The following is a 21596-nucleotide window of genomic DNA, read 5'->3' on the forward strand; positions in this document are numbered from 1 at the left end:
CCCATTGACAAACTCCTGCCAACCTGTCACACTAAACAATTTGGTATTCTATTTGACTAGGTCTTGTTGTAAATTACAAAGAAATCAAATAATACAAATAGATAAATTATGGCTAAAGGAAACATTAATGTATCGGTAGAAAATATCTTTCCATTAATTAAAAAGTTTTTGTATTCAGATCACGAAATATTTTTGCGTGAGTTAATTTCTAACGGTACAGATGCAACATTAAAATTGCAACACTTAATTACCATTGGCGAAGCTGCTGGAGTAGAATTAGGTGATGTTAAATTAGAAGTAAAAGTTGACAAAGAAGGAAAAAAACTACACATCATCGATCAAGGAATTGGGATGACCGAAGAAGAGGTTGAGAAATACATCAACCAAATTGCTTTTTCTGGTGCCGAAGAATTTATTGAACAATACAAAGACAAAGTAGAAGACTCTGGAATTATTGGGCACTTTGGATTAGGGTTTTACTCCGCTTTTATGGTGGCTAGCAAAGTAGAACTAATCACCAAATCTTTTAAAGATGCACCTGCTGTAAAATGGTCTTGTGATGGTTCTCCAAACTACGAAATTGAGCAAGTTGACAAAACCGAAAGAGGGACTGAAATCATTTTACACATTGCTGAAGATTCTGAGGAATTCTTAGAAGAATCTAAAATCCGTGAGTTGTTAACTAAGTACAACCGTTTTAACCAAGTACCTATCAAGTTTGGAACAAAAAAGGTAAACGATCCTGATTTTGAACCTAAAGTGATCAAAAAAGAAGACGGTACCGAGGAAAAAGAACCACATAAACAAATTGATGTTGATGACATCATAAACAATACCAACCCTGCTTGGACCAAAAAACCTTCGGACTTAGAAGCAGAAGACTACAAAAACTTCTACAGAGAGTTGTATCCAATGCAGTTCGAGGAACCTTTGTTTAACATTCACTTAAACGTTGATTACCCTTTTAACTTAACAGGTATTTTATACTTCCCTAAGTTGTCTAAAAACTTAGACATGCAAAAGGATAGAATCCAATTGTACCAAAACCAAGTATTTGTTACGGATAACGTAGAAGGAATTGTTCCTGATTTCTTACAAATGTTAAAAGGAGTTATTGATTCCCCAGACATTCCATTAAACGTATCTCGTTCTTACTTGCAAGCGGATGGTGCTGTTAAAAAAATCTCTGGATACATTACCAAGAAAATCGCTGACAAATTAAGTTCTATCTACAAAAAAGATAGAGAAGCGTTTGAAGGTTACTGGGATGACATTAAAGTAATTATTGAGTACGGAATGTTATCTGACGAAAAATTCTTTGACAAAGCAAACAAATTTGCATTGTACCCAACAACTGACGGTGGTTACTTAACTATTGATGAAATTAAAGAACAATTTGCTGCTGCTCAGACCGACAAAGATGGTAAGTTAGTTGTATTGTATGCTGCAAACAAAGAAGCACAACACAGTTTTATACAAGCTGCAAATAACAAAGACTATAAAGTATTGTTGTTAGATTCTCCTATTGTTGCCCATTTAATTCAAAAACTAGAGCAAACAAACGAAAATGTAACTTTTGTACGCGTAGACTCTGACCATATTGACAACTTAATTAAGAAAGACGATAATGTAATTTCTAAATTGTCTGACGAAGAAAAAGAAACATTAAAGCCAATTATTGAGGCTGCTGTACCTAAAGAGAACTACACCGTTCAATTAGAAGCGATGGATTCTTCAGCTTCTCCATTTATAATTACCGTACCCGAATTTATGCGTAGAATGAAAGAAATGAGCGCTACAGGTGGTGGTGGTATGTTTGGTATGGAAAACATGCCAGAAATGTACAACTTGGTCGTAAATACTAATAACGATTTGGTTTCTGACATTTTAAATGCCGATGAAGACAAACAAAAAGCATTGATTTCTCAGGCCTTTGACTTGGCTAAATTGTCTCAAAACCTGTTACACGGAGAAGACTTAACCAACTTTATAAAACGTAGCTACGAGTTGATTAAGTAAAATATACGCCAAAACAACACAATTTTAAAGCCCTTGCAAAAACGCAAGGGCTTTTTTTATTGAAACACCTTTAGCAATCCCTTTATTTTAGGTTTCTTTTCTTCTCACAAAAACCTATTTTTGTGACAACTACCTAAAAATTTCTTCACTATGGACATTAAAATCGCCTTTACAGACATTGATGGAACCTTATTAAACTCAGAAAGAGAAGTCTCCGAAATGTTAAAACAACAAGTTGCAAGAATTACCCAACAAGACATTCCTTTTATTTTGATTTCATCACGCATGCCCAGTGCAATGACACATATTCAGAAAGATTTAAATATTTCGGATTTACCTATAATTTGTTACAATGGAGGATTGATTATAGCCGACGGAGAGGTAATTAATGATATTTCGATCCCTCCTACCCTATTAGAAGATATTTTAGAATTAAACCCAAAAGGAAAAGTACATTTAAGTCTGTACAATAATGATGATTGGTATGTTCCTGACCTTGATTTTTGGGCTAAAAGAGAAGAAAACAATACCAAAGTAACTCCCATCGTCAAACCAACTGCCGATGTAATTAACCTGTGGATTTCTGAAGGAAAAGGTGCTCATAAAGTTATGTGTATGGGAGACAAAGAAGATATTGACATAATTTATTCTGAAATAGGAAAATTACACGGGGATAAACTACATCTTTATCGCTCTAAAGATACCTACATTGAAATTGCAAACAAAAAAATTTCTAAGCTTACAGGAATTCAGGAACTGTTAGCTTGTAAATACCCAAAACTTAACCTAGAAAACTGTATTGCTTTTGGCGACAATTACAATGATATTGAAATGCTAAAAGCAGTAAAATTAGGAGTTGCCGTAGGTAATGCCAAAGAAGAAGTTTTGCTAGTTGCCGATGCTATTTCAGACATCAATAAAAAAGATGGCGTAGCCAAAGCCATTCAAAAATTTATCTAAAAAAATAGGGCTTTGTCTTTATCTGTAATCAAAAATGAGTTTCCGTGTATTTTTTTTTATAACTAAGCCAAAAAAAAGCATTTTGTGTATCAAAATAATGTTAAAATCATTAATTTGTCGCCCATTAAAAAACGTACTTAATTAAACACTTACATATATGTTTTTATCTATCGCTTCATTTCTTGGCTTTACCTTATTGGTAGCCTTAATTGCCTGGCTTGCGACCAGAAAAAATGTCAATAGTTCTGATGGTTATTTTTTAGGAGGACGTAGTTTGACTGGACCTGTAATTGCGGGGTCCTTATTATTGACCAACTTGTCTACTGAACAATTAGTAGGATTAAACGGAGCTGCCTTTGAAGAGGGAGTTTTAGTTATGGCATGGGAAACTTTAGCCGCTATTGCTATGGTTGTAACTGCTGCCTTTTTATTGCCTAGATATTTAAAAGGAGGAATTACTACGGTACCTCAATTTTTAGAAAACAGATACGATAAAATGACCAAAACTTGGGTATCTGGATTATTTTTAAGTGGATACGTATTTATTTTAATTCCGATTGTCTTATTTTCTGGAGCTTTGGCCATTAACACTATGTTTGATGTACCCGAAGCCTTAGGTTTAGTAATTCCAGAAGATTTGGCAAGTACCTTATCTCCTGCTGAATTGGCAGACTTACAAAGACAAAAAGACTTTTTAGCACTGTGGCCAACGGTAATTTCTATTGCTGTTATTGGTATTATATATGCCGTGTTTGGTGGACTTAAAGCTGTTGCTGTTTCTGACTCTATCAACGCAATTGGATTGATTATTGGAGGTTTGGCAATTCCCGTATTTGGATTGTTAGCAATTGGTGATGGTAGTATTGGTGAAGGAGTTTCTACATTATTTACTGAACACTCTGAGAAATTTATTGCCGCAGGAGGACCTGATGCCTCTGTGCCATTCCATACAATCTTTACAGGTTTAATGTTGGTACAATTATTTTACTGGGGAACCAACCAAGCTATTATTCAAAGAGCTTTGGGTGCCAAAAACTTAGTAGAAGGACAAAAAGGTTTGCTATACGCTGCCTTCTTAAAAATATTAGGACCTTTAATGTTGGTATTGCCAGGAATTATTGCTTACCATATGTCTCAGCATCCAGGAGATTATAACTTTTTCTCATCAGCTATTATTAAAGATCAAGCATATCCATTATTGGTAAAACAAGTATTACCTGCTGGAATGGTTGGTTTCTTTGCTGCTGTATTGTTTGGAGCTATTTTAAGTTCTTTTAACGGAGCTTTAAACTCATCAGTAACTATTTTTGGTTTGGATATTTATAAGGCTCACATCAACCAAGAAGCTTCTGAAGCAAAAGTGGTAAAAGTGGGACAAACTTTTGGAATCTTTTTAGCAATTGGTGGTGCTTGTATAGCTCCTTTTATTATATATGCTAACGACGGTTTGTTTGGGTATTTACAAAAAATTAATGGGTGTTATACCATTCCAATCTTTACTATTATTATTGTAGGATATTTAACCAAACGTGTACCTGCTATTGCTGCTAAAATTGGGTTAGTTTCTGGTGTAGCTTTATACTGCTTGTACGTAGTGTTAGACGAATTTGTAATTCCAGGACAATTGCCGCATTTCTTAGACATCTGTGCAATTTTGTTTACTCTAAACATTATTATTATGTTGATTATTGGTAAATTAAAACCAAGAGAAACCGATTTTGTGCAACAATACACAGAACAAGTAGATATTACCCCTTGGAAATTGCTAAAACCTGTAGGAATTATAATAACTGTTATCGTAGTTGCTACATATATATACTTTAATTAAAAAATTTGTTAAAATATATCGATATATTTGTAAACCCACTATTTTTGTAGTGGGTTTATTTTATTACCTTGATCAACATGAAACAGTACGTATATTTCTTACTAACCATAGCATTGTATAGTTGTTCTAACACTTCTGATAAAAATTTTATTGTTGAAGGAGAGATTGTAGGATTAAAAAAAGGAACCATTTATCTTGAAAAGATTCAAGATGGGGAAATTTTGGTCATCGATTCTGTATATATAGACAATGGAAAAGAAGAATTTATTATGGCCAACAACATTAAAGAACCTGAAATTTTCATTCTTTCTTTAGACAAGCTAAGCACCAAACAACTTCTTTTTTTTGGTGAACAAGGAACAACGCATATCAAAACCAATTTAGACCATTTTTATAGCAAATCTAAAATCACAGGTTCAAGCCTACATGACTTGTTAGAAACTTTTGACAAATACATCAAAAAATTTCAAGATGAGAATTTAGATTTAATCAAAACCAAATTTGAATCTCAAAAACACAATGATTTTGCCGAAGTAGAAAAAATAGAACAACGCAGACTACAAAACTTAAAGCGTATGTATTTGTTTTCTGCCAACTTTGCTATTGCACACAAAGATAAAGCTATTGCCCCTTACATCGCTTATGCAAAAATGGAACAAGCTGCACCTCAGCTAAAGCAAAAAATATACGATGCATTAGAACCAGAAATCAAAGCAAGTAAATATGGAAAATTGCTAAATGCTCAGCTTATCGAGTAAAATTATTCTTTTAGCTTAATACTCCATGTAAACTTAAAACTAGCCACTATGGCTCCAGTTTCATCAGTTCCTATGGATTCTAGTGTAAACTGAGTTCCTTCTCCATACAACAATTCAGCATCAATTCCTTTCTGAATGCTTACTCCTTCGTGGCATTTGAAGTAAATTTTACCCACTGCTTTTTTGGTAAATTCTGCCTGGGTTCCTAAAACCAATGTAGAAAATTTATGCCCTGTTTCTCGGGTCAATTTAATGACTAAAGCCCCAGTTGCCAATTCTGCTGTCATGGCAAGTACCGCAAAATAAATCGATTGAAAAGGATTTTGATTGAACCAGTTCAATTTTACTTTTGCAACACACATTGTTTTAGTTAACGTTGCTACACGTACACCACACCAGTAGGCAGAAGGTAATTTAAAAAATAAAAAACGATTTAATTGTTTGGCTGTTAGTTTCATTGTACATTTATTGGCAACACTTAAAATACATATTTTTTTGTTATGAAGATAGTAGACAGTAAAACAGATCACAATTTAGCAATGATTCTGCATTTATGCGGTTTTTTAAATGGAATGTTACCAATAGTTGTTCCCTTAATTATTTGGTTACTAAAGAGAGAAGAAAGTGATTTTATTGACAAACACGGAAAAGCAGCATTAAATTTTCAAATTTCAGTAATTATCATCGGTATTTTGGCAGTACTCTTTATAATTTTTACCTTTGGCTTAGGTACGTTTTTTGTAGCTCCTTTGGCAATAATTTTTGTTTTACTATACATTCTTTTTATTATTAGAGCAGCCATTGCTGCACACAAAGGACAATACTACACCTATCCCATTAGTTGGGACATTATCAAATAAAATTTTAAGAAGCCGTAACCTCCTTAAACAAAGCCTCTAAGGTTTTGTTTTTGCTGTTTAGTTGTAAAATTCTTAAACCTTGTTCGTTTGCAAAATCAAAAATTGCTGCACGTTTATCTTCTTTAGTATTAAAAATCAACTCCCATTCATTGTCATGAAAATTAGTAGCTGTTTCTAAATCTTTAAGTTGATTCACAAACTGAAATTCAATCTTAAAATCAAAAACAACATGTAATATTTGCTTTTGTCCTGATTTTAATTCTTCTAAACTGGCATCAATTTTTAAGTTTCCTTTGTTGATGATAATCACACGATCGCAAACAGCCTCTACTTCTTGCATTATATGTGTAGAAAACAAAACCGTTTTTTCTTTTCCTATTTTTTTGATTAGTTCACGAATTTCTACTAGCTGATTAGGGTCTAAACCTGTGGTGGGTTCGTCTAAAATTAACACTTCTGGATTGTGAATTAAAGCAGCAGCCAAACCTACTCTTTGCTGATATCCTTTAGACAACTGATGTACTTTTTTATTTGCCTCTGATGTTAGCCCTGTTTGATGAATTACTTTTTTTATTTCTTCTTTAGCAGCTTTGTGTACATTAGCAATAAAGGCTAGGTATTCTTTTACGTACATTTCTTTGTATAATGGATTGTGCTCTGGCAAGTAACCTAGTTTCTGGTTTGTTAATTTGCTTTGGGTACTTACCAAAGTATCACACACAAAAAGTTTCCCTTTAGAGGGTTCAATGTATCCTGTTAACATCTTCATTACGGTTGATTTCCCAGCTCCATTAGGCCCTAAAAACCCAACAATTTCCCCTTTTTTTACTTCAAAACTCAAATGGTTTACCGCAATTTGATTTCCGTATTGTTTGGTTACATTTTCTACTTTAATGGACATATCCTTTAAATTTAACAGGCAATAAAGTTAGCAATTCTCCCCTTTTACGACTGATTATTTCAACGATTATTCTGAAATTTGCAAACATGGAAAATAAGAGCGTACATTTTAGAAACTTAGGAAAAAGAGGCTATAAAGAAACTTGGGATTATCAAGATCAATTGTTTCAAGAAATCTTAGCCACCAAAGTCTCTAACCGTAAATTAGAAAAACCTGTTGCTACTAACAACCATTTTTTATTTGTAGAACATCCTCATGTATACACTTTGGGTAAAAGTGGAGATTTGTCTAATTTATTGCTTACCCAAGATCAACTTGCTGCCAAAGGAGTAACTTTTTACAAAAGCAATCGTGGTGGCGATATCACCTATCACGGTCCTGGACAAATTGTAGGATATCCTATTCTAGACCTCGACAATTTTTTTACTGACATCCATAAGTACTTACGCTTTTTAGAAGAAGCAGTGATTTTAACTTTAGCAGAATACCATATTAAAGGAGAAAGAAGTGAAGGAGAAACAGGTGTTTGGTTAGATGTTGGAACTTCTTTTGCTAGAAAAATTTGTGCCTTAGGCGTACGCAGTAGTCGTTGGGTAACTATGCATGGATTTGCACTGAATGTAAATGTAGATTTAGGCTATTTTGACCATATTATTCCTTGCGGAATTAAAGGAAAAGCTGTGGCTTCAATGCAAGCTGAACTGGGCAAATCTATTGACATTAATGAAGTACAGCAAAAATTATTACATCATTTAGGCAACCTTTTTCAGTGGGAATTGCTTCCTTTCTAAAACAACCGTAACTGCTCTTCAGGCAACAACTTAAAGCTTTGTCTGTGATGCTCACAACTTCCTGTTTCTAAGATTGCTTTGCGATGCTCTTTAGTAGGGTAGCCTTTATTTTTTTTCCAATTGTATGCAGGAAAATCTAGATGAAGTTTCTCCATATACATATCTCTATATGTTTTGGCCAAAACCGATGCAGCCGCAATAGACAAGTATTTGCCATCACCTTTTACAATTGTTTCACTTGGAATATCTTTATAAGGCCTAAACTTATTTCCATCAACAATAATAAAATTAGGTTGTAGTGTTAGTTGATCTATGGCTCTGTGCATGGCTGTAATAGAGGCTTGTAAAATATTTAATTCGTCAATTTCTTGTTGATACACATAGGCAACTGAATAAGCTAAGGCTTCTTTCTGAATAATAGGCAACAACAATTTGCGTTGTTTTTCGGTCAATTTCTTAGAATCGTTGAGTAAAGGATGTTCAAAATTTTCTGGTAAAATTACAGCAGCAGCCACCACAGGCCCTGCCAAACAACCTCTTCCAGCTTCATCGGTTCCTGCTTCTAAATTATTTCCTGAAAAATTGGCTAATAAAGGCATATTTCTTGTTTGGTTCCCTCAATATTAGTCATTCTGATTCGTTTAAAAAAATTACCTTTGCTTTGCAATTTTTAATTATGAAAAAAACAGGAATTTTATACCTCTTTTGTTTGTGTTTTTACTTGGTAAATGCGCAAGAAGAACCTAAAAGTCTTTTGCCAGAAGCAAACATAACCTTGCAAAAAGATAGTCTTCAGTTTTTAAAAAACAAAAGAGATAAGAACATTCCCTTGGATAGCATTAAAAATATGTACGGAGGTAGGTATGTAGATTATCAAAAAATTTCTTATGCTTTTGACACCATACAAATAGATACCACGTTACATATAGACAAATACTTTAGACATAATTTTACCCAAAAAGACGATTTTGAATGGGCTCCTTTTCCTAATCAGGGACAGACTTTTGTAAAGCTTAGTCACCAGTTTGTACATAATGATATTCTTCCCGTTTTTGGAGCCACCGCTAAATTATTTGACTATTTGTCTATAGAAGACATCACTTACTATCATGTACCCACACCTACAACTATTCTTTTTTACAACTCGGGAATGGATGGACAGATGCTAAACAGTACTTTTACTACAAACTTTAGTAAATTCACTAACTTTTCTGTAGGCTATAAAGGACTTCGATCTATTGGAAATTATCAAAGAGCTAGATCTAGTCATATCAACTTTAGAACTACATTTAGTTATTACAACCCCGCCAAACGTTATCAATTTAGAACGCATTTTATCTCTCAAAAATTAGACAATTTAGAAAATGGTGGATTGACGGCTACTTCTGTAAAGGAATTTAAGGATGATAACCCCGATTTTCAATCTAGAGGTAGAGTAAATGTAAATTTGTACGATGCTAGAAGCTTTTTAAAATCGGATCGTTTTAACTACGAACACGAACTACGCTTGACCAACACAAAGGACAGCTTACAGCAAAACTTAACAAATTTAAAAGTCGGACATCACTTTAGTTTTGAAGCTAGCAAGTACCAATTCTCTAGTACAGATACTGATTATTTTGATAATAACGAAGCCCTTTTTGGCGAGCGTTTAGAGGATTACACCAAAGACAAAACTGAACTTAGAACTATACAAAACCAAGTATATTTAAAATTTAATTCTCCTTGGATTTTTGGAAACTTTAAAGTTTTTGGAGCAGTAAATAGTATAAATCAAGCTTATGATGCTGTCAAAACCTTAGAAACTGAAAATATTCCTAACGAACGAAATATTAATTTCACTTCTATAGGAGGTAGCTGGAACGGAAAATACAAAGGTGTTTTTATTAACGGATATGCACAACAAGTAATTAACGGAGAAAACTTGAATAGCAATTTGCATGTAAACGCTGGTTTTCAGCTAAAGAACAACGTATCTGCCAAGGCAGGATTGCAAATAAAAACACAAACTCCCAACCTTAATTACACGCTAAATCAATCTAACTTTACCAATCTTAACTGGAATCAAAATTTTGATAGTGAAGCTTACAGAACCATTTACGGAAGTATTGGTACCAAATGGCTTAAAGCAGATCTTTTTTTACATCAAATAGAAAACTATGCCTATTTTGATGCTACCAGCCGTGCCAATCAATATTCACAAATTATAGATTACCTTAAACTAAAAGTACAAAGTGAATTGCAATTAGGGCATTTTCATTTAAACAACACACTGCTCTATCAAAACGTAGCACAAGGAAAAGAAGTTTTTAGAGTTCCAGAATTTGTTACTAGAAATACATTATACTATCAGGATTACTTTTTTAAAGGAGACCCTTTGTTTGCTCAAATAGGAATTAGTTTTAAGTACTACACCAATTATTACGCAAATAGCTTTAACCCAGTACTCAATGAATTTTATCTACAAAACAGCAGCCAAGTAGGTAATTATCCTAGTTTTGATGTTTTTGTAAATGGAGAAGTACGAAGAACCCGTATTTATTTTAAAGTAGAAAATGTAACAGCAAGTATTACAGGACGAAATTACTTTGTAACTCCAAACCAACCTGCAAGAGATTTAATTATGCGTTTGGGTGTGGTTTGGAATTTTTGGAACTAACGCTTAACCAATTGACTGATATTTAACTTAATACCAACATCCAGAATATAAGGCGTAAAGTTTCCTTCTTGCACAGGTCTTAATTGTCCTAAATTAGCAAAAAGAGCTACACGCTGATTTACTTGTTTTTCTAAACCAATACCATATTGGTAGCCCAAACCGTTTCCTAGATTGATGTCACCACCTCCTCCTGCTCCAATCATTCCTTTTAACGGAACTTTTACGGTTTGTGTTATTGGTAAATAATACTGCAAACCTAGCCAACCTTCGGCATATGCTCCGTAGTTTCCTTGATACGCCCATACAGTACTAGCCAACAAGCTAAGATGAGCATTCATATGCTTCTCTATATCAAAACCGATTAAGTTAAACGCTTTATCATAAGGTCTATTTTGCTTATCGGGTTCCCCTTTTGTAAAATATGTTCTGTTAAACACAGCAAATTCAAAACCTTCTTTTACCAGATTGTTAGCAGTAACCACGGTTTCTTTTTTAGGTTCTTTTTGTTGATAGAATTCAAATGATCTTCCCAAAGAAATGTCTAGCTGACTGGATTCAAACGCTCCGTTGGGAGCAAAAGTTTTTCCCAAATTGGCCTTTAATAAATAATCTTTAATTCTTAGCCCAAGTCCAATTTCTGCTTGTAATGCCAAACCACCGCCAAACTCTACTGCTCCTCCTCCTGCTCCACCAATTAAAGCACGCGTATCCAAAACCAAATGATTGTTTAAAAAAGAAAGTTCGTAACCCAACCCTGACAAATACATCATAAAACCATCTACTCCTCCTCTATACGCACCTCCTAACTCTACCGTTGCATACAAGTGCTGGGTTAAAAATCGGTTCAATTCAAAACCAATCAACGAAATTGCCTCTGCTGTATTGGGATCTGAAGACAAGGTAGGTCCTTTTCTATAATCGAACAAAGTGGTAGATAACATTGCTGCCTGCAATTTATAAAAATCGGTAGCTTGTGTAGTGGCTTGAATTTCAGCGATGGACTTTGTTAAATAAGTGTCTACACCTATTGAAACACCAACATTGGCATGCAAGCTTGTAATATTTCCCCCATCAGGGAACTCTACTCCAGCAATTCCAGCCCTTAGCCCTAGTCTAGGAGATATCATCCATTCTATATCTAAATGAGGTCTTACCATAAAACCACCTCCGTCTGGGGCAGCACTACCTCCACCTCCTCCAAGATACAATCCTGCATCGTAGTAAAGTTTATTAGACAGTAAGGGCTTTTTAATCCCTGTAGAAACCCCAAACACAAAAAAACCAGAACGAATTCCCGTTAGGGCAGAATACGTATTCACTCCAAAATACCAATCGGGTACTTTGGCAACCAAACCAAATACTTCGTAACCAATTCCTAAAAAACCCATATCAGGCTCATTACCGAACATTCTTATAGATTCTCCTGACAAACGAATTCTAGAAGGAAGTTTTTCTACAGAATAGCTTTGCGAAAATGCAAATTGAACTGACAATAGAACGATCCAAATAATGTGTTTCATAGTTTATTCTTTTTGATGTGTGTCCATTAAAATAGTAATAGGTCCATCATTTACAATATTTACTTCCATATAAGCACCAAACTCTCCGCTTTGTACAGGTTGCTCCATTAGCTCTGACATGCGTTTTTTAAAAGCCTCATACAACGGTATGGCAATATCTGGTTTGGCAGCCTTTATAAAACTAGGACGGTTTCCTTTTTTGGTTTGTGCAAATAGAGTAAATTGGCTTACCACAATTACTTCTCCTTTTATATCTTGAATGGATAAGTTCATCAAGCCATTTTCATCGCTAAATATTCTTTGTTTAACAATTTTTTGACAAAGCCACTCTAAATCTTCCTGCCCATCTTCGGCAACAATTCCTAAAAATATTACCAAACCAGCTCCTATTTGGGCAACTTTTTTTCCGTCTATACTTACAGCACCTTTGCTTACCCTTTGTAATACTACCCTCATTATTTAAAAATATCTTGTCTGTAGTTTTCTTCTTCCTCTTCTAGTAACTGTACGTAACTTTCGTATCGTGTTTCTGACACCAATCCTTCTTCTAACGCTTTTTTAACAGCACATTTAGGTTCGTCTACATGAATACAATTGTTAAATTTACAGGCAGATTTAAGCTTAAAAAACTCTGGAAAATAGTCAGTAACTTCATATTTGTTAAAGTCTACCACACCAAAACCTCTAATCCCTGGAGTATCTATAATATATCCTCCAAAAGAAAGCGGATGCATTTCTGCAAATGTGGTAGTATGTTGCCCTTGTTGATGTTGCTCCGAAATCTCTTTCGTCTTTAAGTTAAGCCCAGGTTCTAAAGCATTTACTAAAGTAGACTTTCCCACTCCTGAATGTCCAGAAAACAAGCTAACTTTATCTTTCATTAAGGTTTTAATCTGCTCTATATTTGTTCCTTCTTTGGCCGAAACATCAATACAAGAATAACCTATGCTTGTGTATATGTACTGAAAAGCCGCTCGGTACTCATCCATTTCGATGTCATGAGTATCGACTTTATTAAACAATAAAATTGTTGGAATGCTATAAGCTTCTGCCGTTGCCAAAAAACGGTCTATAAAAGTGGTGGTTGTTTCGGGATTGTGAAGCGTAACTACTAAAAAAGCAACATCGATATTGGAAGCGATAATATGAGTCTGTTTGGATAAGTTAACCGATTTACGAACAATAAAATTCCTACGTTCTTTGATTTCTTTTACAATCCCAGTTTCTTTTTGGGGTTCCATTTCAAAAATAACCTCATCTCCTACAGCAATAGGATTGGTACTTTTGATTCCTTTCATTCGGAATTTCCCAGGAATTCTACATTGATACATCAATCCTTCTTCGGTTCTAACTGAATACCAACTTCCTGTAGATTTTGTTACGATTCCATTCATACCGTAAAAATACTAGTTTTTTGTGGAACCGTACCATGTTTCTTTTAGTTGATTACGGAGACAAAATATGTAACGTACAATCTATTTTTTGTTACCCTCTTTTAATCACCTTGGCTTGCCATTGTTCTCTAGCTGTTTTTACATTCAATAAAAAAATGCCTGATGGTAAGGTAGTACTATCTATTTCTAATTTTCCGTTTTTTATCAATGTCGTATCAGATAAAAGCTGAACACCCAAACTGTTGTATAGGCTTAATGCTACCTTTTCTTGATGCGTAGCTGATGGAATATAAACTTCAATCATATCATTTACTACTGTTTGGACTAAAAACATAGTTGAATTCATAACAATATTTTCCTCAAACATTCCTAAACATTCTTGATTTGTTGTTACCATTAAATGATTTTTTGATGCTTGCAAGGGAAGTGTTACCTCAGTTCTTTTAGTATGTATAACTTTATCGTTTAAAACCACAGAATAACTAGTTCCTCCTGAAAGATGCAAAGTTACTTGTTGATTGATTTTATCGATTGTATAACTTACGTTTAATGATGTTGGCTCTATTATGGCTACCTTATAGGTACCCAACACTGTCAAAGCATCAGAGCTTGTTACTGTTACCCAATAAGAACCCGCAGCCAAATTGGCTACGGATATGTTTTTAGATAATGTATACTCTTTGTCTAACTGATTGCCTTGGATATGCACTTTTACTGTTTCTGATAAATTAGACTGAATCTCAATCTCTCCATTAGAACTTTCAGGACAAGAAATGGATTTGCTTGTAACTGTAACAGGTTGCAAAGGAACATCAAACAAATGTACATCCATAATAAGTGAACTCACACGGCCTCCTGCATCAGGAAATGTTATACTGATGGTGTTATTTTCTTTAAGCAAATTGGCTGAAAAAGGAATTTCTATCATCCCAAAAAAATCGTCTCTATTGGCCTGATCGTAACCTTTCCAATTGGTTGGTACTGTAACTTGTGTTCCATTTATTTTTACTATTGGTTGTTTAGACTTATCATGTTTTCTAGAAATACTCATTCTTAGTACCACATTTCCAGCACCTAATCTTTCAAGACCATTAAAATTGTATGTTATTTCTTTGTTGGCTTCTATTTTCTGTAAATAATCTGTGGTATAGTATTTCTGAGTTCTAACAGCGTTAGTGTACTTTAAATCTCCTTGTAATTGATAAATCAGCAATACGGTTTCACCCTCTATTAAAGACAACGAAGCCGGGGCTTGAGCTAAGACTTGATCTTGATAATCTAACTCTTTGTCTTTATATATCTTTAAGTCTCTTTTGCGAATAGACTGAATTGTTTTTCCTTTAAAGCTTGTTGGCAAAGTAACTTCTTCTGCAACATCAGATAAATTGTTAATGGCAACATATAGTCTATTTCCATCTAAAAACGCTTGTGTTTGTATGTCAGGATTATCACTTTCAATTCGAACTCTTTCCCCTTGAACTCCTTTCCACAATTCGTAAAATTTAATTCTTGGAGAGTACTTCCATCCTGTTGGGTTGGGTTGTCCTATATTAGACGGAATCCACAACGTTGCCTGATAAGGCTGATAATTATTTGCCGCTGTAATATGCCAGGTTGCTTTACCGGTTATAAACGGAATTGAGTTTACCAATCGATCTTCTCTATCCATTAAATTGAATAAGATATGATTGATAGAACGCAATGTTTGAGCACTTGCCACCAAACTAAAATCGTCTCCATATCCTTTTTCTATAGCTCCATATTCCGTAATAGCATGTGGCTTAACTTTATTCCATTTAATAAAACTGTAATTCTCTATTAAATCTAAAATAGCTTCAGAATTACTTCCCGATCTTCTGTTGTCTTGTCCTGTAACGTTTACACCATCGTACAAGTGCGTAGAAAAAGCGTACATGTTTTCTCCTGCCGTATCCATAAACATTTTCATATTTTCATCCCAATGCCCAAAGTCATTCAGTTCCATCGATGGCCAAGCACTAGAATATCCAATCACTTTTGTATTTTGTAAAGCAGGAGTGCTGTGAATTCTTTTTCCTACCTCATTATACAATAAAGCCATTTGTTTCTTAATTCGTACATTCTCATCATTGTTCCATCCTCCTTGATAAAACTCACTTGCATGTACAAAAGGTTCGTTCATCACTTCAATAAACTCTTCTAAATCTCCGTTGTTAACAAAATCTTTGTAATATTCTACAGCCCAATCACCAGCCTTCTCTATATCCATACCATCTACAAAAGCATCTTTGGGGTGATGTGTGCCTACTATGCCTTTCTTAACCGATCTTATTTGGTCGTTACCGTTCTTGTAAGCCGGATACTCTCCTACTTTTCCTGTAAGTTGTTTGGCTCTGGCAAAAGCTCCCCAAAACTGTCTTCCTCCAGTAACATCATAATCATTTCTAAACTGAGTTTGTTCAGCATCGAAACCACTATCGTGCACACTAAAGTATTTTGTTCGGTCTAAAGCAGAAACTTCTCCTAAAAATCTTTGACAGGATGGATCTACAGTAATGTTTGTTTGAGAAAAAGCAAGCTGACTTAGCATTCCTGCAACTATTAAAAGTTTGTTTTTTGATGTTTTTACAATCATTTTTTGGTTTTTATGATTTTTTCTCAAATTTCTTTTATTTCTATCATACTTTTAAAATCAAATGATGAAATTAGTAGTAGAAACGTTGAAACATCAAAACAAAAAACTTCGAAAAATTACTTGTATTTTTCGAAGTTTTGCACATATGTGGTATTGCTAAATTTTATTCTCTTGGCACTATTTTAAAAGTAAAAGCATGATTTCCTATTTTTCTTTTAGGCAAAGAAATCGTTAATCCTTCTAGGGTTCTATTAAAAGCAAGTGGGGTACCATCGCCTAACATTTCTATGGATTTTATTTCCTTAGCATACAAACCACTCCCCTTTTTTAAACTTTTAATAGTAAACTCTTTTCCCTTTGGCCAGTCCAAAACAATGGCATACAAAACAGCTCCTTTTGTTGTAAAACGAATGTCTTTAGCTGTATTATCTGCATTTTTTTTCTCACTTAAATGCCCCTCTACTATTTTAGCTTCTCCTTCTCCGTAAATATCAAACGTTCTGGTTCCGTAAATAGCTTCTCCGTTTATCTTTAACCAATCTCCCATTTCTAGCAAACGCTTTTTTACAGGTTCTGGTATTTCTCCATTGGCTTTGGGAGTAATATTTAACAATACAGCACCGTTTTTACTTACCACATCTACCAAAAAGTCAATCAAACGGTTGGTAGATTTGTAGTGAGGATTACTAATGTGCGACCATGCATTCCAGTCAATAGAATCATCAGTTAGCCATGGAAAATCTTTTTTCTCTTTCATCCTTGCACGTTCCAAATCTAACACTGCAGTTCCTTTAGCAAAATCGTAAAACTTATAGGTTGAAACCACTTCTTGATTTTTTTCTACAGCATGATTGTAGTAGTAAGCCAAAAATTCTTGTCGATGTTTTTCTGAAATAATATCCATTTTGTTGTCAAACCAAACCAAATCTGGATCATATTTATCAATAATTTCTTTCAAGCGTTTTAACCATTCGTCGTTAAAAGCTTTATCCGGTAAGGGGTAATACTTTTGAATACCTGCATCTATTTGATGCGGCCTATTCGGCATCACAAAATCTCCTTTTTTAACTTTAGGACCATACAAATCTGAGTACAGCGGATTGCTAGCATCTGTAGAGGTATCCCAAGTAGGATACCAGGCATACAACCAATGTCGATGATAGGTTGCGATAAACTTCATCCCTCGTTTTCTAATTTCTTTAGACAACTCTCCCATAATATCTCGTTTAGGCCCCATATCTTTTGCGTTCCAACGAGTCAACTCACTATCCCACATTGCAAATCCGTCTGCATGTTCAGATACAGGCCCAGCGAATTTAGCTCCTGATTTTTGAAATAAATCAGCCCACTCAGCTGCATCAAATTTTTCGGCCTTGAACATGGGAATAAAATCCTTGTAGCCAAATTTGTCTAAAGTTCCGTAATTTTCTATGTGATGTTGATGTATTTTTTGAGCTCTTGCACTTTTTCCCTGGGGATGATTTGGACCTGCATACATAAAGTGTGAATACCATTCAGTCTCGTAAGCGGGAACAGAATAAGGCCCCCAATGACAGTAAATTCCAAATTTTGCATCTAAAAACCACTTGGGAGTTTGGTGCTTTTTTAAAGATTCCCATTGGGGTTGATACGCTGTTTTAAGAGTCTCTTTTTTTTGACTTTGACAAGATGTCATTAACAAAAATAAAGTAGCAAGAGAAAAAAAATATACTTTCATATCATTTAAATTTTTATAAATATACGTCTTCATAACCTTAAAATAAATAAGTTTCTTTTACAAAGTGTTTACATCAAAAAATAGCCAACCAAAAAACACAAATACGACTACAAAAACAAAACACCCCATAAAAATAAAAGATTAACATACTAAAATCAAAATACAAATACGACCAAACACCAAACAAAAAAGACCACTAAATAGTGGTCTTTTTTTATTAAAAAACAGGTTTTTATTTCTGGTCTTTTACCGATACATCTTTTCCTTTTACTACACCTTTTGCAGTATGTTTGCGCATTCTTTCTGTTCTAAACCCACGAATATACTGATAATCATATGTTTTGTATTCATGTGTCAAACCCCAACGTAAAATTTCTGTTGGTTCTTTTTCATTATCGGCAGTTCTATTTAAACCAATAGCATGGGGAGCTCCTTTTACTACGGCTTTAATTTCAAAATTGATTCCATCAGGAGACCATTGAACGGTGTTCTTTTCTGGTCCATCTGTGGTAATTAAAGATGCAATACCTCCATTATATGGCCATACACAAATTTCGTGTCCACTGTTAGATATTGGGTTGTATTCAGACTTTACATAAGGCCCTTTAGGATTGTCTGCAATAGCAACTCCGTGACGAATTTGACGACCACCAAACGTAATTGCTTCTCCCATTTGTTCTCCTTTATAGTACAAATAGAATTTTCCTTTGTAAGGAATAATACAAGGATCGTGTACTTTATGAGAATCAAAATCTCCTTTTTTAATCACAGCAAAACGATCTTGTTCTTCTCCTTTCCATACCCCATTGTCTGCAGGGCTTAAGATAGGTTCTTTACTTTTGGTCCACGGTCCATTAGGTGAACTAGACCAAGCCAATCCAACTTGATTTTTTACTCGCACATTGTACAAACCACCTACGGTTTGATAACACAAGTAATACATACCATCATGTTCCATAATTTCTACAGTAAACACAGATCGATCATCATAAGCTCCTTTCTCTCCGCGAGCAACAGCCAATCCTTCCTCTTTCCATGTCAATCCATCTTCTGATGTTGCATACCAAATATCACATCTATCCCAAGGGAACACCTTATCATTTTCAATATCTCCTCCAAAACCATCAGTAGGTCCTGTTGATTTGGTATACCATACGTAGTATTTTCCATCGTGCTTAATCATAGCACTAGGGTCTCTACGTACCACACCTTCTTCATAAGCTAAATCTCCTTTAAGGTCATAAGTTTCGTATTTAAAAAACCAGTCGTTTCCTCTAACCAATTCTTCATCCCACAACAAAGCTCTTTTAGAAGCCGCACTTAATTTGTCGGCATTGGTAATTCCCAAAAAGTCTAATTGCTCTGCAGTAGGTTTCATTTCTTCTTTTGATTCTGGACAATCAGCAGTTTGTTTTGCTGGTTGACAAGCAGCCAATGCAATTGCAAACAAGGCTGAAACTAATTGTATTTTTTTCATATGTATTGTTTTTATGCTAACGTATTAGAATAGGCAATAATGATGATCCCAATAACCATACACATTAACCCTAAGTATAGTGAGTTTTTTGCTTTTCCTGATGCTTTGATCCACTCTTTAGTTATCAATCCACTTACAATGGCTGTTACCACACAAGCGGTGTTATAAATAGCATAACCCACACTTCCTCCTAATTCTTTTCCTAATTTAAAACCGGCGTAAGCAAATAAAACGGAAGCAGCAAAGTTAAATACAGCCATAATTGTTGTTAGTACAATATTTTTACCTAAATGTGGGGTTTTAAATTTTCCCCATAATTTTTTTGCAGATAATTGCTGAATAAAATATACGGCAATAGCAACTCCTCCTGCCATGTAAATAACATACATAACGGCAACAGCACTTTTCCAAGGAGCATTTCCTCTTGCTTGAGAGGCAGTGTCTATAATTTCTCCTCCTGCAGCATATGCATAACTAAATCCTGTTGCCAACAAACCTCCAATAATTGCAATAGAAATTCCAGCCATCATAGACCCTCCTTTTTTAGCACCTTCGGTAGCTGCACCATCTTCGTCTTTTTGACGTAAAATTCCTGCTCTACCATTGGCTATAATTCCTACTAACACAACAGCTAAACCAGCTAGAATTGTGGTTAATACATTAGGTTTAGGCAAACCTACTTCAATAAAAGGTAATAAAGAACCAACTAAAATAATGGTTCCTATAAAAATAGAAAAACCAATAGAAAGTCCGATATAGTTAATGGCTTTACCCCACATCATTACACCAATTCCCCAAAGCAAACTACAAACAACCATAGTTAACAAAGCTTTTGATGGAATTTCTCCTAAAATTTCCGCAAAACCATCAATCAATAAAAAAGCAGCAATGTTGGGCACCACAAAAGTGTTGATTGCAAAGAACAAGCTCCATGTATTTTCAAATTCAAAATCTTTAGTAAACTTTTCTGGCAAAGCATAAAGTCCTAGTAGCAATCCTGCTAAAACAGCGAATAAAATTCCTATTATCATTTTTTTATTATTTAGTTGTTATACGTATTACCACCCAAATTTAAAGATGGTTTTGCTTTTAAACTCTTCTCCTGCTTTGGTAATTGATTTTGGAGAGTTGACAATATTAGGTCCATTAGGATACCTGTGAGTTTCACAACAAAATCCTTTGTATTTACCGTATTGTTCTCCGTTTTCTCTAGCCAAAGCATCCGATGTATATTTACCTGTGTACAACAACATACAAGGCTCTGTAGTAAATACATCTATACTACGATCTCCAAACGAAACCGATGCTGTTTGCTTAAGCTCTCCTACCTGATCAAAAATGTAAAAATGCTCAAATCCATCTCCCATTTCTTGGTGTGCTTCTCCTATTTTTTTCCCATTTCTTAAATCATCGGCTTTGCCTTCTACAGATACAATTTCTCCTGTAGCAGCTCCTGTTTCGTCTAAAACCAAACGCTTATCTGTAAATATTTTAGCGTTGTGATTTTCTACTGTTTCAGAAAAAGAGGCTAAGTTAAAATAGGTATGATTGGTCATAGACAAAGGCGTATCTGCATCTGGTGTTGCACTATATGCTATAGATAACTCGTTGGTTTCTTTTAATAAAAATGTAACTGATGCTGTTAGATTACCTGGAAAACCTTCTTCTAAATCTTTACTTTCTAAAGAAAATGTAACCCCCACAGCATCTTTTTCTTCTATGGCAGTAGCCGACCAAACTTTTTTGTCAAAACCAACAGTTCCCCCGTGTAAATTGTTATCTCCGCAATTGGCTGCCAATTGAAATTTCTTGCCCTCCAATTGAAATGCAGCATCTTTAATTTGCGAACAATACCTTCCTACGGTACATCCAAAATAAGGAGAGTTATTTTTGTATTCTTCAGAAAAATATCCTTCTAATGTATCAAATCCACAAGCAATATTTGTTATATCTCCTTTTGAGTTTGGTACTTTTAATGAAGTGATGGTAGCTCCGTAGTTGGTGATTTTAACTTCAATTCCGCTAGAATTACTAAGTGTATACAAAGTAATTTCTTGGTTGTTGAATGTTCCAAAATTTGATTGTTCTACTTTCATAT

At 34.6% G+C, this 21596-nt stretch carries 18 protein-coding genes; 7 read left to right on the forward strand and 11 right to left on the reverse strand.

Features of this window, described 5'->3' with window-relative positions; all coding sequences use genetic code 11:
- Window positions 1–108: 108 nt before the first annotated feature.
- From htpG to FS85_RS0100390, 4 genes are all read left to right on the forward strand, one after another.
- Window positions 109–2019: a molecular chaperone HtpG gene (gene htpG, locus FS85_RS0100375; protein ID WP_010133946.1), complete on the forward strand. Its 1911-nt coding sequence runs from the start codon at window positions 109–111 to the stop codon at window positions 2017–2019.
- A 150-nt stretch (window positions 2020–2169) separates the two neighbouring features.
- Window positions 2170–2979, forward strand: a complete 810-nt coding sequence (locus FS85_RS0100380; RefSeq protein ID WP_010133947.1) for a Cof-type HAD-IIB family hydrolase — start codon at window positions 2170–2172, stop codon at window positions 2977–2979.
- A 157-nt stretch (window positions 2980–3136) separates the two neighbouring features.
- Window positions 3137–4807, forward strand: a complete 1671-nt coding sequence (locus FS85_RS0100385; RefSeq protein ID WP_010133948.1) for a solute:sodium symporter family transporter — start codon at window positions 3137–3139, stop codon at window positions 4805–4807.
- 77 nt (window positions 4808–4884) lie between these two features.
- Complete coding sequence (locus FS85_RS0100390) at window positions 4885–5565, forward strand: DUF4369 domain-containing protein (protein ID WP_010133950.1); 681 nt, start codon at window positions 4885–4887, stop codon at window positions 5563–5565.
- A 2-nt stretch (window positions 5566–5567) separates the two neighbouring features.
- On the opposite strand, the gene FS85_RS0100395 is transcribed toward FS85_RS0100390, so the two are convergent.
- Complete coding sequence (locus FS85_RS0100395; protein WP_010133951.1) at window positions 5568–6023, reverse strand: DUF4442 domain-containing protein; 456 nt, start codon at window positions 6021–6023, stop codon at window positions 5568–5570.
- A 42-nt stretch (window positions 6024–6065) separates the two neighbouring features.
- On the opposite strand from FS85_RS0100395, the gene FS85_RS0100400 reads away from it, so the two are divergent.
- On the forward strand, window positions 6066–6425 hold the full coding sequence (locus FS85_RS0100400) for a DUF4870 domain-containing protein (RefSeq protein WP_010133952.1): 360 nt from the start codon (window positions 6066–6068) through the stop codon (window positions 6423–6425).
- A 4-nt stretch (window positions 6426–6429) separates the two neighbouring features.
- Here the strand turns inward: FS85_RS0100400 and gldA are convergent, their stop codons facing one another.
- Entirely contained in the window at window positions 6430–7326 is an 897-nt protein-coding gene (gene gldA / locus FS85_RS0100405; RefSeq protein ID WP_010133953.1) for a gliding motility-associated ABC transporter ATP-binding subunit GldA, read from the reverse strand.
- 86 nt (window positions 7327–7412) lie between these two features.
- Here gldA and lipB point away from each other — a divergent pair, with 86 nt between their 5' ends.
- Window positions 7413–8117: a lipoyl(octanoyl) transferase LipB gene (gene lipB / locus FS85_RS0100410; protein WP_010133954.1), complete on the forward strand. Its 705-nt coding sequence runs from the start codon at window positions 7413–7415 to the stop codon at window positions 8115–8117.
- On the opposite strand, the gene FS85_RS0100415 is transcribed toward lipB, so the two are convergent.
- Window positions 8114–8716, reverse strand: coding sequence for a ribonuclease HII (locus FS85_RS0100415; protein WP_010133955.1), 603 nt, complete (start codon window positions 8714–8716; stop codon window positions 8114–8116). The genes lipB and FS85_RS0100415 overlap by 4 nt on opposite strands.
- A 77-nt stretch (window positions 8717–8793) precedes the next feature.
- Here FS85_RS0100415 and FS85_RS14845 point away from each other — a divergent pair, with 77 nt between their 5' ends.
- The gene (locus FS85_RS14845; RefSeq protein ID WP_050809592.1) at window positions 8794–10776 is read left to right on the forward strand and encodes a putative porin; all 1983 of its coding nucleotides are present in this window, start codon (window positions 8794–8796) and stop codon (window positions 10774–10776) included.
- Here the strand turns inward: FS85_RS14845 and FS85_RS0100425 are convergent.
- From FS85_RS0100425 to FS85_RS0100460, 8 genes are all read right to left on the reverse strand, one after another.
- Window positions 10773–12296 carry a hypothetical protein gene (locus FS85_RS0100425; protein ID WP_010133957.1) on the reverse strand — a complete coding sequence of 508 codons (1524 nt, stop codon included), beginning with the start codon at window positions 12294–12296 and terminating at the stop codon, window positions 10773–10775. The genes FS85_RS14845 and FS85_RS0100425 overlap by 4 nt on opposite strands.
- Before the next feature lie 3 nt (window positions 12297–12299).
- Window positions 12300–12752: a D-aminoacyl-tRNA deacylase gene (gene dtd, locus FS85_RS0100430; protein WP_010133959.1), complete on the reverse strand. Its 453-nt coding sequence runs from the start codon at window positions 12750–12752 to the stop codon at window positions 12300–12302.
- Complete coding sequence (gene rsgA, locus FS85_RS0100435; protein ID WP_010133960.1) at window positions 12752–13690, reverse strand: ribosome small subunit-dependent GTPase A; 939 nt, start codon at window positions 13688–13690, stop codon at window positions 12752–12754. The genes dtd and rsgA overlap by 1 nt, the downstream gene beginning before the upstream one ends.
- Before the next feature lie 91 nt (window positions 13691–13781).
- Window positions 13782–16304, reverse strand: coding sequence for a T9SS type A sorting domain-containing protein (locus FS85_RS0100440; RefSeq protein WP_010133961.1), 2523 nt, complete (start codon window positions 16302–16304; stop codon window positions 13782–13784).
- Window positions 16305–16467: 163 nt separating this feature from the next.
- Entirely contained in the window at window positions 16468–18021 is a 1554-nt protein-coding gene (locus FS85_RS0100445; protein WP_010133962.1) for an alpha-L-fucosidase, read from the reverse strand.
- A 232-nt stretch (window positions 18022–18253) separates the two neighbouring features.
- Entirely contained in the window at window positions 18254–19498 is a 1245-nt protein-coding gene (locus FS85_RS0100450) for a glycoside hydrolase family 117 protein (RefSeq protein WP_010133963.1), read from the reverse strand.
- An 11-nt stretch (window positions 19499–19509) separates the two neighbouring features.
- Complete coding sequence (locus FS85_RS0100455; RefSeq protein WP_010133964.1) at window positions 19510–20529, reverse strand: L-rhamnose/proton symporter RhaT; 1020 nt, start codon at window positions 20527–20529, stop codon at window positions 19510–19512.
- A gap of 27 nt (window positions 20530–20556) precedes the next feature.
- Window positions 20557–21594: an aldose epimerase family protein gene (locus tag FS85_RS0100460; protein WP_010133966.1), complete on the reverse strand. Its 1038-nt coding sequence runs from the start codon at window positions 21592–21594 to the stop codon at window positions 20557–20559.
- Window positions 21595–21596: the final 2 nt, after the last annotated feature.

Source organism: Ochrovirga pacifica (assembly GCF_000220525.1).
Classification (GTDB): domain Bacteria; phylum Bacteroidota; class Bacteroidia; order Flavobacteriales; family Flavobacteriaceae; genus Ochrovirga; species Ochrovirga pacifica.